13 protein-coding genes are annotated in these 17,390 nt (G+C 34.0%); all 13 read right to left on the minus strand.

Translation table 11 applies throughout. The features are described 5' to 3' along the window. Positions 1–99: 99 nt before the first annotated feature. The gene (locus tag ACR2F3_RS10370; RefSeq protein WP_432709904.1) at positions 100–2,016 is read right to left on the minus strand and encodes a polysaccharide biosynthesis protein; all 1,917 of its coding nucleotides are present in this window, start codon (positions 2,014–2,016) and stop codon (positions 100–102) included. 42 nt (positions 2,017–2,058) lie between these two features. Further along, positions 2,059–3,582, minus strand: coding sequence for a GNAT family N-acetyltransferase (locus ACR2F3_RS10375; protein WP_432709905.1), 1,524 nt, complete (start codon positions 3,580–3,582; stop codon positions 2,059–2,061). Further along, positions 3,579–4,553 carry a hypothetical protein gene (locus tag ACR2F3_RS10380; protein WP_432709906.1) on the minus strand — a complete coding sequence of 325 codons (975 nt, stop codon included), beginning with the start codon at positions 4,551–4,553 and terminating at the stop codon, positions 3,579–3,581. The genes ACR2F3_RS10375 and ACR2F3_RS10380 overlap by 4 nt, the downstream gene beginning before the upstream one ends. Positions 4,554–4,649: 96 nt before the next feature. Further along, entirely contained in the window at positions 4,650–5,804 is a 1,155-nt protein-coding gene (locus ACR2F3_RS10385; protein WP_432709907.1) for a glycosyltransferase family 4 protein, read from the minus strand. A 114-nt stretch (positions 5,805–5,918) separates the two neighbouring features. Then, positions 5,919–7,316, minus strand: a complete 1,398-nt coding sequence (locus tag ACR2F3_RS10390; RefSeq protein ID WP_432709908.1) for a pectate lyase family protein — start codon at positions 7,314–7,316, stop codon at positions 5,919–5,921. Positions 7,317–7,590: 274 nt separating this feature from the next. Next, entirely contained in the window at positions 7,591–8,682 is a 1,092-nt protein-coding gene (locus tag ACR2F3_RS10395) for an NAD-dependent epimerase (protein ID WP_432709909.1), read from the minus strand. 36 nt (positions 8,683–8,718) lie between these two features. Beyond that, positions 8,719–10,554 carry an asparagine synthase (glutamine-hydrolyzing) gene (gene asnB / locus ACR2F3_RS10400; RefSeq protein ID WP_432709910.1) on the minus strand — a complete coding sequence of 612 codons (1,836 nt, stop codon included), beginning with the start codon at positions 10,552–10,554 and terminating at the stop codon, positions 8,719–8,721. 21 nt (positions 10,555–10,575) lie between these two features. Continuing rightward, positions 10,576–11,643, minus strand: a complete 1,068-nt coding sequence (locus ACR2F3_RS10405; RefSeq protein WP_432709911.1) for a glycosyltransferase — start codon at positions 11,641–11,643, stop codon at positions 10,576–10,578. 375 nt (positions 11,644–12,018) lie between these two features. Next, the gene (locus tag ACR2F3_RS10410; protein WP_432709912.1) at positions 12,019–13,134 is read right to left on the minus strand and encodes a glycosyltransferase; all 1,116 of its coding nucleotides are present in this window, start codon (positions 13,132–13,134) and stop codon (positions 12,019–12,021) included. A gap of 41 nt (positions 13,135–13,175) precedes the next feature. Beyond that, a complete protein-coding gene (locus ACR2F3_RS10415; protein ID WP_432709913.1) occupies positions 13,176–14,351 on the minus strand; it encodes a hypothetical protein in 1,176 nt (391 codons plus the stop codon). 71 nt (positions 14,352–14,422) lie between these two features. Further along, complete coding sequence (locus ACR2F3_RS10420; RefSeq protein WP_432709914.1) at positions 14,423–15,499, minus strand: glycosyltransferase family 1 protein; 1,077 nt, start codon at positions 15,497–15,499, stop codon at positions 14,423–14,425. Then, positions 15,496–16,092: a sugar transferase gene (locus tag ACR2F3_RS10425; protein ID WP_432709915.1), complete on the minus strand. Its 597-nt coding sequence runs from the start codon at positions 16,090–16,092 to the stop codon at positions 15,496–15,498. Before ACR2F3_RS10425 ends, ACR2F3_RS10420 begins: the two co-directional genes overlap by 4 nt. A 12-nt stretch (positions 16,093–16,104) precedes the next feature. Further along, on the minus strand, positions 16,105–17,346 hold the full coding sequence (locus ACR2F3_RS10430; RefSeq protein ID WP_432709916.1) for a DegT/DnrJ/EryC1/StrS family aminotransferase: 1,242 nt from the start codon (positions 17,344–17,346) through the stop codon (positions 16,105–16,107). Positions 17,347–17,390 lie beyond the last annotated feature (44 nt).

Genomic DNA, 17,390 nt, shown 5'->3' on the forward strand with positions numbered 1-17,390 from the left:
AGCAAATGGTCGGTGAATAGCGGCTTTTTACCGGTGAAATCAGCAACCATAATTACTCTTAAAATTTACACAATATTCTTAAAGCTTGAGGAGCTTCACTCATTGAGGTACTTGGTCTACCACATCCGCATTTTGGAAATGAGAATTTGCACTAACGTATTCAGGCAAAATTTCTTTCATCTTCCGAACCAATACCTGATCGTCATTCAGTTGACTCAACGCTAACAATTCATCAATTTTGCGTTTCACATAAATGTATGGATGATAAATGACATTTGATATTTTAATCTTCTCATGATAAGTAGGAACTACCATCTCTGTATCATTCAATAATTCTTCATACAATTTCTCTCCAGGCCTTAACCCGGTGAAACATATTTTAATATCGGTATAAGGAACAAAACCAGCTAACTTGATCATATTTACAGCCAAATTCAAAAGTTTCACTGGCTCTCCCATGTCAAAAATAAAAATCTCTCCACCTTTACCCATTACAGATGCCTCTAATACCAATTGCACTGCTTCGGGAATTGTCATAAAATACCTCGTTATTGCAGCATCAGTCACGGTAACAGGCCCTCCCCTCTCAATTTGCGCTTTAAAACGTGGAACAACTGACCCGTTTGACCCCAGGACATTACCGAACCTTGTAGTTATAAATCGCGTCCTAGGAACGATATCGGTTTGATAATTTTGAAGTGACTGGATATAAATTTCTGCAATTCTTTTTGAGGCTCCCATTACATTTGTAGGTCTAACTGCCTTGTCCGTTGATATCATTATAAATTTATCAACATCATAATCAATAGCCAAATCAGCTAGATTTTTAGTACCCAATACATTAGTCAGAACAGCTTCTGTAGGATTATGCTCCATCATAGGAACATGTTTCAAAGCAGCAGCGTGGAAAACAATTTCCGGTTTGTATGTTTGGAATAGATTTCTTAGTCGACCATAATTTTGAATATTTACAACAACAAATTCACATTGTTTAGCATTAAAATTATCTTGAATTTCAAGCTGCATTTCATGAAGAGGTGTCTCCGCCTGATCACATAAAATTATGATCTGAGGGTTGCATTTTAAGACCTGTCGAACTATTTCAGATCCAATAGATCCAGCTGCACCAGTAATCAAAACTCTTTTGCCTTGAAGTTCACATTTAATATTTTCACCTTCCATATGGATAGGGTCACGTTGTAATAAGTCTTCAATCTTTATATGAGGGAGCTGACTTAATTTTAATTTCCCCTCAAGCCAGGAGGTTAAGGAAGACACAGAAATAACCTTTATTCCACACTCCATACATTTGTTTATCGCCAGTTTTCGTCCTTCAAGATCCACGCAATCTTCCATAACAATCATCTTCTCTACACCATATTTGTTTTTTAGATAGGGAATTGATTGTGAACTATATACTTTCTTTTGTTCAATATATTTATTTCTCTTATCATGGTTATCATCAACAAAACCTAAAATTTCAAAATTTTGTTCTGAGGAGTAATCTAGGCCTTGCTTAATTAACAGAGACGATCTATCAGCACCATAAATAAGTAACACTTCTTTAGCAACTACTTCAAAATCTTTTAAATAATGAAACAATTGTTTAACACCTATCCTTAATGCAATTAACATTGAAGCAGAGATGTAAAAATTTATAATAAGCATAGAAATAAACCACTTATCATCCAGGCCAAAATAGGGTGACAAAATCAAATAATTTACGCTTTCAAATAGCAAACTAGCCAACAAAACTGCTTTAAAAACACGGAAAATATCATCAACACTTGAATATCTAATTATCCCTGTGCTTATTCTCATACTTACAAACACCGACACAGTGATCACGTTGTAGACAGCAAGGCAAAAAAGTAAATCATTGTCAATTACAATTTGAAAAATTGAATTTTTTATAATTATTATGGAGAGGGCAAGAGCAAATATTATAATGAGCTGATCAATAAGTAAAATGAGCCATCTAGAATAAATTTTCTCACAAAACATTTCTTTTTTCATGATACTATACTTTTAAGAGAGAAATAATTAGGCTTTTATAGCTTACAACCGATAAAGTGGGAAGAAATCAACTTTAGTATCGAGCTTAATTTCCTTCTTAATTAATAAAGACTTATACACTTCATCATTTACAATAAAACGCCAACTTTTATATTCAAAAGTAAGATCAGTAAAGCTGGCCTTCCAGTTATATAAAGAGTCTTCTTTAAAACCTAAACCTCCACCCAAATTATAAAATTTAGCTCCAAGAGTTCTACCAATATTAGCGATCTCATCAGTTAATAATTTAGCAGGAGAATACGAAAGGTACTCTGCTCTTGTTCCAATTAAATGAGCTTGCATAATCCCGTTGGTTATTACTACAATGGCTCCGCATATAGGATAATCATCTATATCATATACAAAAAAAAGTCTGGCATCATACTCTTCAGTATCTAGTAAAGATTTAAAATATTTGTAGTCAAAATGATATATTGCGGATGCGTCTTTACGCAGCATATTTAAATTGTATATCAACGAAAATATTTCTACGTCTTTGGCTGACCTAGCCTCTTTCACGTAAAATCCATTTCTTCTTAGTTGTCTTACCTTTCTTAATACTCTTCCTTGGTGGTAGCCTTTTCGCTGCGCTTCAAGCGATACGGAAAGATCAATAACCACTACTTTACCATTATCTACAACCCCTCCAAAACCTTTCATTATATCAGTTTGAAAAAAGAAGGGATTTAAACGAGAAAACACAGTTACAATTTTTTCATCCTTTAAAAAATCTAAAAAATTGCTTCTAAAATTATTCACAAAATCAGGGGGTAAACTGCTGAAATCTCTATTGGAAATAGGACCACTATATCCATATACAGATGTCATATCATAGTATTCAGAGTCGATAATTTCCCGCTTAATTAGAGGAATACCAATGAAATTATCTTTTTCTTCATAAACGAACAATAAAGGAATTCCAGAGCGATCCAAAGAATGATAGGTCCATGAATGGTAAAAATCATAATTAATAGTTCTTTTCACGAAATTTTTCCATTCCACTTCCTGGTCAATTGTAATCAAGTATTTTAATCCGTTATTAAGTATATAATCTTCTCTTGTAATTTTCATATCCATGAAACTCACTCCCTCATCCTGTCTTGTAAAACCTTGCCTGGTATAGATCTTAATGGCCGCTTCATTAGTTCTATTTACACTAAGCTTAATGTATTTAAGATTTAATGTGCGAAATGCATAATCGAGAATTAACTTAGTCGCTTTGGTACCTAATCCTTTACCCCAATAATCTTTATCTCCTATGAATAGGTGCAATTCTGCATGCTGATCCTCAATATCAATCAATTGAATGTTCCCTATGTGTTTTTCGGTATGTGTTAAACAAATAGCAAATCTTTTTTGATCAGGTCGCTGCAGAATGTCTTCCAGCCACGCTTTCTCTTTTTCCATTGTAATTGTTACATTTGGACTAAACAGTGTGTACTTCCACACCTCTGGATTATTTCGCCATTTATACGTCGTGCTGGCATCATTTACCACCAGAGGTCTTAAATAGATATTATCGTTCATAATACTGTTTTTATTACATTAACAATGCGTTTCATTTCAAATTGTGTATATCGATGGTCAATGGGCAAGGCATTTAGGTGTGTCGTCAAATAATATTCATACATATTCTTTGTTGTCCATTTTAAAACATTTGGCCAATATGATGCAACGTATATCTTTTTTTCTAATAGCTTATTTCTGATTTCAGAACAAGAAGTTAAAAAAGGATAAACCATTGGGCCATTAACAGATGCTACATCAAACGAAAAATCGTTGTACTTTTCTAGATAATCATGCAGGTACAAGAAATTAGAATTTCGCCTGTGCTTACATGCCATGTAATCAATCCCTGACAATAGTCTTTGAGATAGCACTGACATCCTTTTAATTGGTAAATTAGATAAACTGATATCATTGACGATAAAGTCATTATATCCGTGTTCTATCCCCAAATCAACACTTTTTATCAAATGAGAAAATCTATCTATTGATATATCTTTTATTAATTTCAGTTTTATATCACTTTTACATTGCAGATATGCACCATCTGGAACCCCGAAAAATTTACGGCAAGAATAAAAAGTGTCTACAGTATCTAATGGTTTGGTAAAAAAAGCCTGAGAATTATCAATAATCAGGTTAGCAAAAAGTTTGCATAACCTTACAACCGTTTCCTGTTTTAATCCAAAATAATTTGTGTATAAAAGACAATCTTCTGGTCCTAAAACTATATCAAGCACAGGGTTCATCTGTTCATCAATAATATAATACTTAAACTGAATTCCCAATTTCTTAAGTGGCTCTAGTATTACTTCGCAAGTGAAATAAGGGATGTAAACCAATTTATAACGCCTCACTTTTAGGATATATTCAAACGCATTTCTACCAGTATTTAATTTCAATAACGAAGGGTATAGCTCCACTCCTTTCGGTAATTGTATTTCCAAATACCCTCCAACAGATGTCATTTTGCTTGAAGATTTAATTTTCATTCATGAACGGATTAGTAATAATCATTATTAACGTATATCGATTTTATACTTTTATTCCTATTATACTGTTCAAAACACGTTTACAGAATAAAAACTTCAGATTCCAGTATTTTCAAGAATGTTAACCATAGCTTGATTAACTTTTTTTACATCAAATTTCTCGGTGGCGTATTTTCTTCCGTTTTCACCAAATCTTATGATATCTTCTGTATGGCTTATATAATATTCCATTTTGCATGCTAACTGCTTAACATCTTTAATTGGAATTAAAAATCCGTTTGTCTGTGGAAGATTTGGATTTATTGTTTCCCGACACCCAACCGAGTTACAGGTTATGATAGCCCTGCCTATTGCCATCCCTTCTAATAGACACCTTGGAACCCCTTCTCCATAGAAAGAGGGTAAAACAACAACTGAACATTGATTAATGTATGGTCTTACATCATCAACCAATCCAAAGTACTGTATTGTTCCATCAGTTTTTATTTTGGAGTACAGCTCTGAACTTATGGCGTCTATATTATCGTCATATGCCCCGATTAACTTAAAAACAACCTCTGGATATTTTTTTTTTATCTGTTTTGCTGCATAATAATACTCTTTGATACCTTTCGCATTAATTAGTCTAGAAATCATTAAAAAGCTTATATTAAGTGAGTCTGGGAGGGTATATTGGTAGTATGATAAATCTACACCCGAGCCATTTACCACATGCGTTATATTTCTTTTTGAAATAATATTTGAACGTATGAGCGTGTAATAATCATCTTCATTTTGAAAGATAATATGCAATCTTTTGCTAGCGCCAAGGCTGATTTTTAACAAAATCCTTGTGATTTTCTGAACAAAACTTTTACCTGAACCTACATCAAGAAAATTATAGCCAAGTCCGGTTAACATTGGCGTTATATGACTTACTTTGCAAATTCTGGCCACCATTACTCCATAAATAACCGGCTTAAAAGTATAAGGGAAAAATACATCAGGTTTAATGGCTCGTATTACTCTACTTAATTCAAAAAGATATTTCAAATCAGAAAGAACGGATACATTACTTGGATTTAATTCATTTTCATATATTTTAATGGACAATTCAGTCAACCTCTTTTTAATCCAATCTTGTTCAATTTTTGGAGTAAAAATTATGACTTCATGTTTTACAATTAGCGATTCGATCAATTTCCCTCTAAAGTCCAATAATGAACGTGGGGAATCACAAGAAATTAAGATTGTCTTTTTTTCCTTTATCATGTTGACTTTGATTTATAGGTATAAATTTTAGGGTCGGATAACATAAATGTTAAACCGACCCTAAGATTTATATAGTCCAATAATTATAGTTAGCCAACCTTAAAGGTTGACACTTTAGAAGTTCAAAGTTGCACCAGCACCGGCTGTTACTACCGCTGGAACTTGAGCAGCTGAAATTAACGCTGATTTGTATTCGTAGGACGGAACCCACGTTGAAGCAGATGTAGAAATTTTATTTGCTCCACTATTTTTATATATGTTAGTATTTGCACCACTTACAAACCCTGGTTTTGCATTGTACGTTGTACGAATAGGGGCATTCTGATTTTCGAAGTAGTTGTTATCAGTTCTTACAGTTGCACCCATTGTTGCACCAATTCCATATCCGCTACCATTTTGCAAATAGTTATTGAACACGTGCATATAGCCAAATCTAGTACTTGGCTGTCTTTCAGACACGTTATAGAAGTAGTTTTTGTAAACAGTAACGTTAAGTTTACCAGAGTCATTAGTGTTTCCATCTCCGAAACCAATTAACATAGGAATGTGACTATCGTGTAATCTATTCCATGATAATGTCACATAATCAGCCCTATTTCCTACATCTAACAATCCATCATAATAATCCCATCCGTGGTTTCTGTCAGATGACAAATCACAATGATCAACCCACACATGATGTGCACCTTCTTTTATAACAATGTTAGAATAAGTAACTACGTTTTTGATCGTCATGTTGCGTATAATCACATTATTAGTACCATACATTAACAGACCAACACCTTCCATGCTTGACCCCTTTAAACCTAGGATCGTTGTATTTGACCCCACATTTATATAGCCTTTTCCAGTAATCCTTCCCGACACTCTAACTATTTTTGCGCTATTCGAAGAAACAGCAGATTTTAAAGCGGCTAGATTTGATACAGTTACGGTTCGACCTCCCAACCCACCTGTAGTTTTACCATTAACTGATGCATAACCAATAATAGCTTCGCTATCCATTGGAGTTTTTCCATCTGGCAAAGATGGATTAGTTACAGGCGGCACCCCAATACTAGTACTTCCATCAATAGAATAAGTATAAGTGCGACCATTTGTTCTTGGATCAGTATTATCTGATGCTGAAAAATAAAGCGTACTTAACCAATGACTAAAACGGCCTTTACCCATTTTTCTAATATCGTCATGTTTAGAATGGGCAGCACCTAGTTCCTTGCCATTTTCAAACAATCTTAATGTTGAAATAGTTGAATTACTTTGTGAGTCTCCATCAACAGCTATTCCATAGGCCTTGTATGAAAAACCACCGTCACTTACAGCATTACTTAAATTAAGTGCTTTAATACCATTTTTGCTATTTGAAGCCGCTAAGGTCTTCTCAATTGTATTCAATTGGCTGTCTGGATTTGCCACTTCCGAGCCCTTTTTACACTTACTAAAAGTAAAAACCACTAAAAGTAATAGAAGACTCATTGATACGCGATTTGTTGTTTTGTTTTTTATTTCCATTTTTTTTTAAGTATAATACAAACCTAACGTATAAAATTGAGGTATTATATACTTAAAAAGTATGGAACATATATTTTTTTATGAAATTTATACTGTATTTTATCAGTTTTAGGGTTAAAGATTAATTATTAAACCACTATTTTTTCACATATAAAAAATAGTTTCATAATAATCAGCTAACAAATGCGATTTTATATTCGAGAAATCCTTATAGTTAATACAGTGTTGCTTTATAAGTTTTAATTTATTTTAATAGTAAATAAATTGCAATCACCTAAGCGAGATGTCTTCCCAGAACATCTTGTCGGTTATTTGCTACCTTATAAAAGGTCATATACCAACTCACAAAATCTCTCACCCCATCAGCGACTGAAGTTTTTGGATTATAGGCAAGCATTTCCCTCATGCTAGAGATGTCTGCCCAGGTTTCTTCCACATCACCATTCTGCATAGGCATATAATTTTTTACCGCAAGTTCCCCTAGGTTTTTTTCAATCTCCGCAATGAATTTTAGTAAATCCACGGACTCTCCTCTTCCTAGGTTAAAAACCCGATATGGAACATTCGAAGTGGACGGATCAGGGTCTAGACCATCCCATAATGTATCTACTTTCGCAGGATCATCAATTACGCGAACAATTCCATCCACAATATCGTCTATATAAGTAAAATCGCGTTTCATTGCTCCGTTGTTAAATACGTCTATGTGTTTATGTTCCAGGATCGCCTTGGTAAAAAGAAATGGAGCCATATCAGGTCTTCCCCAAGGACCATAAACTGTAAAAAAACGTAACCCGGTTGTCGGCAGGTTAAACAAGTGACTGTAGGTATGTGCCATTAATTCATTACTCTTTTTAGTGGCAGCATATAATGATACCGGATGATTAGCTTGATGACATGATGAAAAAGGCATGCTTTTATTTAATCCATATACACTTGAAGAGCTAGCATATACCAAATGTTTAATCCTGTGAGTACGACAACATTCTAAAACATTAAGAAAACCAACAATATTAGAATCAATATAAGCTCTTGGATGGGTAATACTATACCGTACTCCAGCTTGGGCAGCTAAATTACATACGGCATCAAAATGACAAATTTTAAAAATATTTTTCATCTTGTCATAATCAGTAAGATCTAATCTAACAAACTGATAGTTTGAATATTTAGCGCTTCTCACAGTTTTGCCATATTCTACATCTGCTTCATTAATACCTGTTTCTGCAAGTCTGCCATATTTTAGATTAACATCATAATAATCATTAATATTATCAATCCCTACTACCTCATCGCCTCTTTCCAACAAGCACTTTGCCAGATGATATCCAATAAAACCGGCAGTACCTGTAACCAAAACTTTCATAATGATGCGTTTTATTTTAAACAATAGGTTGAAAGCCTAAAGGTGCTTATGCCATACCTCTAGACTGAATACACAAAAAAGTATTTTAGCTCTTCTTTCGTCCGAAATCTTAACTTTTCTATCAATTAGATTTAGAATGAAATCTTTTTTTAAAATTTTGGAATACAAATTATCTGGAGCCATTAAATATGCTTGTATGATATCCTTCAATTCTTTATCTACCCAGTTTTTAAGTGGTATTTCGAAGCCTCTTTTTGGTTGGTCAATCAGAACCTGTGGCAGATATTTTTTACTGAGAGTTCTAAGTATGTCTTTGGTCTGAAGGTTCTTTATTTTATAACTATCCGGTAACCCTGGTGCAAACTCTAACATTTCTTTTGATAGAAATGGACTTCTCCCTTCTAAAGAATTCGCCATCGTAGCAATATCCATTTTGGTTAATAGTCTGCTAAAAAGCATGGAATCAAAGTCCATCAGCAATAACTTTTTTAATGGCGATATTGAATAGTTATTTATCCTTTCCAAATCACTTGAAATGAGATTCATCTTTGGTTTTTCGATAAAAACATCTTCAAAACCAACAAAAAGATCCGAAGAAGCAGAACAATAAATCTTAATCAAGTCAGAATAACTGGCAAATTGCAATAACCTATAAAAATAGTTATAGTTACTTTGCTTATGATTAGCTATTGGTAAAATGCGCGTTAAAATTCTTGAACAAACCCTGGAGAATTGATTAGGATTAAAAAAATCAACATGCCTGAAAGGTACGTACCTTCTGTATCCTCCGAATAACTCATCTGCACCATCACCATTTAAAACTACAGTGATATGCTTCTTGGCTTCTTTTGCCACATAGTAACTCGGAATTGCAGAATTATCAGAATTGGGTTCACCATGATTTACAATGATCTTTTCTATATCATTATTTAAATCTGAAAAATCTATTTCCACAATGGTATGATCAGTCGCATACCTTTGAGCCACCTTACCTGCCAATGCCGACTCATCAAACAACCCAGGCATTTTAACTGTAAATGTTTTAAGTTTTGAAGTTTGCTGAGCAGCCATAGCTGTAATTAAACCACTATCAATACCTCCACTTAGAAATGATCCTACATCTAAATCAGAACTATCAATTCTACATTTTACCGCATTTTTCAATATTTGATCTAATTGCGTTACAGCATCAGCGTAATTAGTTTGCCTTTCAGTCTTATAATATTCCTCCATTTTAAACCAGCAAACATCATCATAAACGCCTGTCTGTGTATTAATTTTCAAATAGTGTCCGTTTTCAAGTTCATTCACCAAAAGATATGGTGTGGCCTTTCGATAATGGTGCCCAACATAAAGGTATTCGGCTATTGAAGAGTAGTCTATCTCAGGTCTGCACTTTTTATAGAGCACATTTAGTTCCGATGAAAAAACAAAAATCCTTGCTTTATGATATACGTATAAAGGTTTTTTTCCAGCCCTATCACGCGCAAGATATATTCTACATTTAACGGTATCGTACAAAGCAAACGCAAACATACCGTCAAATTCATCAAGCATATTCATTCCCATTAACTCGAACATCATAAGAATGGTCAACGTATCAGAATTAGAAGAGGCTTTTAATCCATACTTCCTTCTCAATTCCATATGATTATATATCTCACCATTAAATACAATGACTAATCCATTGTACTCCATTGGTTGCTGACCAGTTATGCTTAAATCCTGAATAGCCAGCCTGGTATGATAAAGATTTACATTATTTGCGCTGTAATGCCCCTGTTCATCAGGTCCTCTGTGTAATAATCCGTTAAAAATAAAGCTTTTATCAATTGGGTATTCATAATTTATTGTTCCAAATATTCCGCACATATTCCGTCAATTTAAATCACATTAACAAGCTAGCTTATCTATTAATTGCATCCATTCATTCATCACCTTTTCTTCACTAAACATTTTTTGAATATGCAGTTGTCCGTTTTTTCCAAGCATTACCCTATCAGCCAATGACATATTCATTATCTTTAGCATGTTAGTAGCCAAATCCTTCGCATTTTGCTTTTCGCACAATAATCCACACATAGCGCTCCCAACTAACTCCCGATTACCGTCGATATCAGTTACAACAGTAGGTTTAGCATATGCCATGGCTTCCAGAATTGCATTAGGCATCCCCTCAGAAAATGAGGAAAGCACAAATGCATCTGATTGCATTAAATAGCTTTGCGATTCCTTTTTAAAGCCCAATATATTTACGTGTTGTTGAATCTCATATTTTTCAATAATTTGGTGTGGCCACACTTCTCCTTTCAAATCTCCAACAATATCGACTGTGAAATTGATATGCTTTAACCGAGCTATTGCTTTAAAAAGCGTGAGGTAGTCTTTATTCCATCTAAAGTGGCCAATACATACCCATTTGAAATGCTTATTTTTAACATCATCAACCAGGTCATAACATTTTGGCATCCTTATACCATTGTGAATAACTAGTCCCCCAATACTTACAAGCTTTTGCCTTTCGAAATTCACCATTGAAGCAAATGAATTATAAACTATCGCATCGTCGAATCTTCGTGTAAGCTTAAAGGCGAGATACCACTTCTTTGGAATTACAGAAATCCTAATAGTAGATATCAACTTAAATTTGGCAGTCAATTTTAAAAGGCGTGCAAATATGATAGCAATGAACATAAAAGCAATAACCACATCTGGCCTAAACTGTCTAATGGTTCTATAAAGCTTGAAAATATTAGAAAAAGGATAACGGAACCAATTTTTCAAGAATAATATTTCTAAACCAGTTTTGCGGATATCGCCTTTAAATTCATCTATAGGCTTTAAAGATATGATTAGAACTTTATGATGTTTAGACTTTAAAAACAAGGCAATTTTCAGCAATTGGGTTTCTGCTCCACCCTTACTCATGGAAGGAGTCATTAAAATCACTCGTTTTTTCATTACCATTAATAGTTAATCAGAAGTAAAATATCTTAGCGTTAATTAACTAATGAATCTTCTAAATAAGCTTTACCTCCTGTTGTGATTTAAAGATTTGAAGGTTTCTATAATCACATTACTTCCGTAACTGGTCGCTGTAGGTCTCCATTCTTTATTTAAATTGATCCTCCAGTAACGAAGCACGATCCCCCTTTAACTAATATCACCCTATTTTGAAATGGAAAGCTTTCCAACAAAGCCCTGATTTTACCAGAGGTATGCAAAATTTCATTTATAAATCGTTCTATAAAAAGATCATTTGCATAAGGGTTTGATAAGAAGCAGGCATCTACTTTAATATCAACTTCAGGAAGTTTCTATTAAATGTAAAAAACCCTACATCTGCATACATGCTAAGTAGTATTCGGAATGTGCATTTGCAGATACTTGAATATGATAATTCGATTCAAAAAAATGTCTTCCACTTAATTTAATCATCATGTATTCTGGATGGTTCAGCGCCTCCTTTAGCACTTCATAATACCCATCCACACTAAGATCTTTACTTAGAAAACCGGTTTTCCCATGCAGAATCATCTGCTTTATACCACCAACTGGAGTGCAAACTGGAATACATCCTATTGATAATGCTTCAATAATTGAAATTGGCATCCCTTCGTAGGTACTTGAAAGGCAAAACGCATCTGCTATACTTAAATAATCGGCAACATTATTTTTGCCGCCAACAAACGTAACGTAGGAGTCCTCTTTAGCCACTGCTAACAAATGCTGGTACAAATGTTTGTCCTTTACTTCCCCAATAATTATCAGCTTGCATTTCTTTTTTTCAGTTGTATTGAATTTCTGCACAGCCCTAATTAATAGCTCCTGATTCTTTTCAATAGCAATACGCCCAATATGTACCAAAATAAAATTATCATGAGTATTCTTATATTTTTTAATAAGCAATGTACACTGATCACTGGTTACCATAGGCTGACGTCCATTTTCGATGAGGATGTCATTATTCAGTTTATAGTAATCTCTATAAGTTTCACGGCCATCATAAGAGATTGTTACTGGTTTTACTTTATTTGATTTGTACCAGACCTTCCTGAAATTCTTGATGAATGGATTTGGACATTCAGCTGCAGCTATATTATGAATGGTATGAAAAAATATGGTCTCTTTATTTAAAAAAAGGTAGAATGCCAGGTATTCAAAACCATTTAAGTGAGAATGCAAAATATGTGGCTTCGCTTTAATTAACCATTTAGTTAAAGCTATAAATACACCCAGATTAAATCCTCTTTTTTTATTAAAAGAGACATACCTAACACCTTTATGAATATCCTTAACAAAGGTAATCTCTTCATTATTTGCACATATAGAGATCAAAAAAACTTCATACTGATCCAATTTTGCAAGCTCATTACATAAATCAACTACGAAGCGCTCAGCACCACCTTTGGTTAAATCGCCGATAAGGTGCATTATTCTGAGTTTCTTCATTTGATTACTTAGTCAAGAACTATTCGGAACAATTGATTGTCTTAGCAATGGTGGCTGTGAATGTTTGAGGTAACATTTTGTGCTAAGGCTGGTTTGGCCGCTCTATGAAGCAAAAAATCAAGGTGTAAAATCGCGAAATAGAGAAAGATTGTAGGCCCATTTGCACTAACAAGCCATGAATTATGAGACATGGAATTTATAGAAACAGCAATGAAAGAACAGCACAGGCAAATCATTAAGGCATATTCTTTCTTCCTTACATTTCTAAAGGCGTCAATAATAATTTTTCCAATTTTATGATACAAGCCTATTAATATTCCTAAACCTAAAAAAGGGCCTAAATAGGTAAGAAACATTAAATAAGCATTATGCGATGTAATTCCTGAAGAAAACACTTCATTACGGTAAATAACATCAGACCAATCTTTTCCATAAAAAATAAGCCCATAAGGGTAGCCAGAATAGATCCTTAAATTTTCGGCAGCAAGAGTAGAACGATTATACTCTTGCATATTGTTCTCGTTCTTGGTAATGATATTATTATAAGTATCAAGATTATCCTTAAGAACATAAGTATAAAAAATAAATGCTGCACATGCTGCAAAGACTGTAATAAAAATCGCTTTGTAATTATAATACATCAGTAAAAATAAGAAGGCAGAACAAGCAAAACCGACAAATACCGAACGCTGCATACCCAGATAAATAAAAAGCAAACAAATAAAAAGGGTTAACACTTTAACAAAAAGGGGCAATTTATAAACAAATGTAATTATTAGAAGAAACGGGACGAGGGCGGCTAATTGGTAGCCAAAATTAAATTGGTAAACTGCTATTCCAGAAGGACTTTGCAATACAGGCTCCCCCATAAGCATGGTTCTTAAATTATCTATTTCCGACTCATAATAAGGATTGAAAACCATTACAATTGCAGAGAAAGTTAGTAATGCTATAAAAACAAAGATGGTGGTGGTAAACCTCTTTAGGTTCGTTCCAACAAAATAATTAAAATAAAATCCACAGAGGCCGATACAGATGATATAAGCAAAAAAAACTACCAATTCAGATAAGCCAACAACATTATATAAGAAAATTGCTATACCAAAAAGAACTAGCTCTCTACTATACAAGAATTCTAATTTTCCTTTTTCTCTAAATAAGAAAATTAAAGGAATGCAGAATATCAGAGGTGCAGGAATTCTGAATAATTCTGTCATAAAAATACCAAATGACAGTGAGTATAAATACAAGATAACAAGTACGAGGGCCATTATTTTCATATTCCGAGCTAATCAATATTCTGTTTGAAAGAATTTATGAAGCTATGCGCGTTATTAGCCGCATTAAAATATTGCAATTGTGCATTCTTTGCAATTTGTTTACACGATTCATAGTGTTCAACCATGTGCTCCAACTTCTCTTCCAGGTCTTGTAAACCCCAACTCACAGGGACATATGTTACATTTTCAATATACAGATCAGGGTATGTTTCTAAATGACTCATCAACGGCTTAATTAAAACTGATCCTGCAATAAATGTTTCAAAATCACGATAGCAAATTTCTCCCCAACCAAACGGACTAATACTAAGCTTTGAATCTCTAAGTTCTTTCCAGTATTTTGCTTTACTAACATTTTTACCGGTTGCAATAATAAGATTCAATTTTTCAAAGAGCCCCAATACATAATTCCTTTGGTAGGAAATCATACTTGTTTCCCCATTTTCCTTATGGATCGTCCCCCTAAACGCAAGGTCATATTTCCTTTTTTTATCATAAGGTGTCAAATGAGTTGGATAGATACTATAGGCCAGGTAATTACTTAGCCTGCTCATTTTATATCCATAGTACCTGTAATCATTAAGTGCTAAATTCCACCCTAGTTTAATTTTATGAAGTTGATTTTTTGGGCATGGAGCAAAAGTTGTTCGCTGAACTCCAGGCACAGGATTTAGCCAAATTCTTAAGTCATTCAGGTTCTCGGAGGTATAATAATTTATATCTCTGAGCCGTTGCTTTTTCATGAAAACATCAACTAGCGGTATAATCGGAAAATCACTTGAACCAGTGGAATCCGCTGCATCAAACCAAATTAGCCTGCCAGTTTCATTTTTCATGTTGAACAAGTATGCCATTATTTCATCCTCATTCTGGGATGTTCTGGTTAATATATTTTGCCATCCATCTTCAAAATACCGAGAATGGATTAGCAAATAATCACTTCCATGAAGCCTCTTATCCTTATGATCATAATAGATTTCCACTTTCAGCCCATGATCCAGAAAAGTATCCCTCCAGCGATAAAAATGATGTGTTTCACCATAATATCTTTTAGATGGCCAATCCAGAATTTTTAAAACTTTCATCTGAAAATAATTCTTTTAATTGTATATGAAATAATCTTGAGATCAACCCAAAGGTTATGATTATCAATATATTTTAGGTTCTGCGTAATTTTTGATGGGATAATTGTATTAATATAGAATTTTTCAGGATCATCAGCGTTAGCAAGAAGTTGATTTTCATCAATATACTGGATTGAAGCCCAATCCGTAATACCAGGTTTTACAGTAAGTACTTTTTTTTGAAAAGCATCATACAATAAAACATACTTAAGCACCTCTGGTCTTGGGCCAACTAAGCTCATATCGCCTCTTAAAATATTAATGAGCTGTGGTAGCTCATCAACTTTGTATTTTCGTAGCCAGCTTCCAAATCGGGTTATGCGTGTATCATGATCTCCAACAGTCAGTAAGCCACCGATTTCAGAATTCTTATACATTGTTCTAAACTTAATCAGTTCAAAATTCTTGTGGTTTAAGCCTACTCGAATTTGCTTATAAAAAACACTCCCCTTTGAGTCACATTTCAAAAGAATAATGACTACAAAAAAAAATGGCAGCAGAAACAATAGACCCGTCACAGCGAAGACTATATCGAACATTCTTTTTGCATCCATGATTTTTAATTCTTACAGGAGTACCTTTACCAAATTATTAACAACTCTTACTTGTTGTACCGCGTCAATAACACATTCAACAATAAAATCAATTTCAATATCCAAGAGCTGTGGATATATGGGCAAGGATATCTCACAAGCATATTGTTTATAGCTATTTGGATAGTCTTCTATAGCGTATCCAATACTTTTGAAATAAGTTAGCATTGGCATAGGTATAAAATGAACATTCACATTAATATCCCAATGTACCAACCCTTCTATAATCTGGTCCCTTTGAACCTCTGAAATCCCTTTAATACGCAAAGGGAATAGATGATAAGAAGCCTCCCTTGAATCATCTTTCATTGTTGGCTCAATAAACCAATCATAACTTTTGAAAGCCTCACAATATTTTTGGTATATCCTTTTACGTTGTGGAAGCAACGTTTTATTGTACTGTCTGATTTGAGCTAATCCTATAGCAGCACAAATATCAGGCATATTCATTTTAAAACCTTTAAAAAGAATATCATATCTCCAGTTCGCACCTTTAGATTTAGCGAAAGCATCTTTATTTTGCCCGTTTAATGAGTAAAGCTTTAAAAAACTATACTCTTCCTGATTGTCTAAAGGCGCTGGCAGATTTAAACAGATGCATCCCCCTTCAGCAGTGGTAATATTTTTTACTGCATGGAATGAAAAGATTGTAGCATCACACATTTGAGCGGCTGGAAGCCCATCATAGGTGGCACCAATAGAGTGTGCTGCATCAGAAATCAATAATATTCTCCCTAACTCTAATTGCTTAGCTGTAACAGGATTAAACAACTGTTTTACAAGCGGATCATTTACGATTTTTCGCAACTCATTGTAGTTACAAGGCAACCCTGCAATATCTACTCCAATTATGGCTTTGGTTTTATCAGTGATTTTATTTGTCACCAATACAGGATCAATAGTAAAGTCATCTAAAATATCTACCATGACGGGTGTAGCACCACAATGTAATACACACAAGGCTGTAGCACAATAAGAATATGCCGGTAAAATAACTTCATCTCCATCCCCAACTCCAAACCATTTCAGTAGCATAATTGCTCCAGATGTCCAAGAATTTACACAAATGGCGGCTTTCGTCCCCGTCAGGTTTAATAATTCATACTCTAGAGCTTTAACTTTTGGCCCGGAAGTGATCCAGTTAGCACGAAGACAATCAAGTACTTCATCAATCACTGCCTGATCAATAAAGGGAGGAGAAAAAGGTATATTCATATCTTTAAGATTTAATATTCAGAAAACTTATAAAAGAAATTGAA

Origin of the sequence: Pedobacter sp., assembly GCF_045627485.1 — a bacterium.
GTDB lineage: Bacteria > Bacteroidota > Bacteroidia > Sphingobacteriales > Sphingobacteriaceae > Pedobacter.

Excerpts from the sequence above, each read along its gene's own strand:
- ACR2F3_RS10395 (WP_432709909.1), bottom strand. The coding sequence starts at position 8,682 with ATGAAAGTTTTGGTTACAGGTACTGCCGGTTTTATTGGATATCATCTG.
- ACR2F3_RS10380 (WP_432709906.1), bottom strand. The coding sequence starts at position 4,553 with ATGAAAATTAAATCTTCAAGCAAAATGACATCTGTTGGAGGGTATTTG.
- ACR2F3_RS10390 (WP_432709908.1), bottom strand. The coding sequence starts at position 7,316 with ATGGAAATAAAAAACAAAACAACAAATCGCGTATCAATGAGTCTTCTA.
- ACR2F3_RS10370 (WP_432709904.1), bottom strand. The coding sequence starts at position 2,016 with ATGAAAAAAGAAATGTTTTGTGAGAAAATTTATTCTAGATGGCTCATT.
- ACR2F3_RS10425 (WP_432709915.1), bottom strand. The coding sequence starts at position 16,092 with ATGGATGCAAAAAGAATGTTCGATATAGTCTTCGCTGTGACGGGTCTA.
- asnB (WP_432709910.1), bottom strand. The coding sequence starts at position 10,554 with ATGTGCGGAATATTTGGAACAATAAATTATGAATACCCAATTGATAAA.
- ACR2F3_RS10415 (WP_432709913.1), bottom strand. The coding sequence starts at position 14,351 with ATGACAGAATTATTCAGAATTCCTGCACCTCTGATATTCTGCATTCCT.
- ACR2F3_RS10410 (WP_432709912.1), bottom strand. The coding sequence starts at position 13,134 with ATGAAGAAACTCAGAATAATGCACCTTATCGGCGATTTAACCAAAGGT.
- ACR2F3_RS10420 (WP_432709914.1), bottom strand. The coding sequence starts at position 15,499 with ATGAAAGTTTTAAAAATTCTGGATTGGCCATCTAAAAGATATTATGGT.
- ACR2F3_RS10385 (WP_432709907.1), bottom strand. The coding sequence starts at position 5,804 with ATGATAAAGGAAAAAAAGACAATCTTAATTTCTTGTGATTCCCCACGT.
- ACR2F3_RS10375 (WP_432709905.1), bottom strand. The coding sequence starts at position 3,582 with ATGAACGATAATATCTATTTAAGACCTCTGGTGGTAAATGATGCCAGC.
- ACR2F3_RS10430 (WP_432709916.1), bottom strand. The coding sequence starts at position 17,346 with ATGAATATACCTTTTTCTCCTCCCTTTATTGATCAGGCAGTGATTGAT.
- ACR2F3_RS10405 (WP_432709911.1), bottom strand. The coding sequence starts at position 11,643 with ATGAAAAAACGAGTGATTTTAATGACTCCTTCCATGAGTAAGGGTGGA.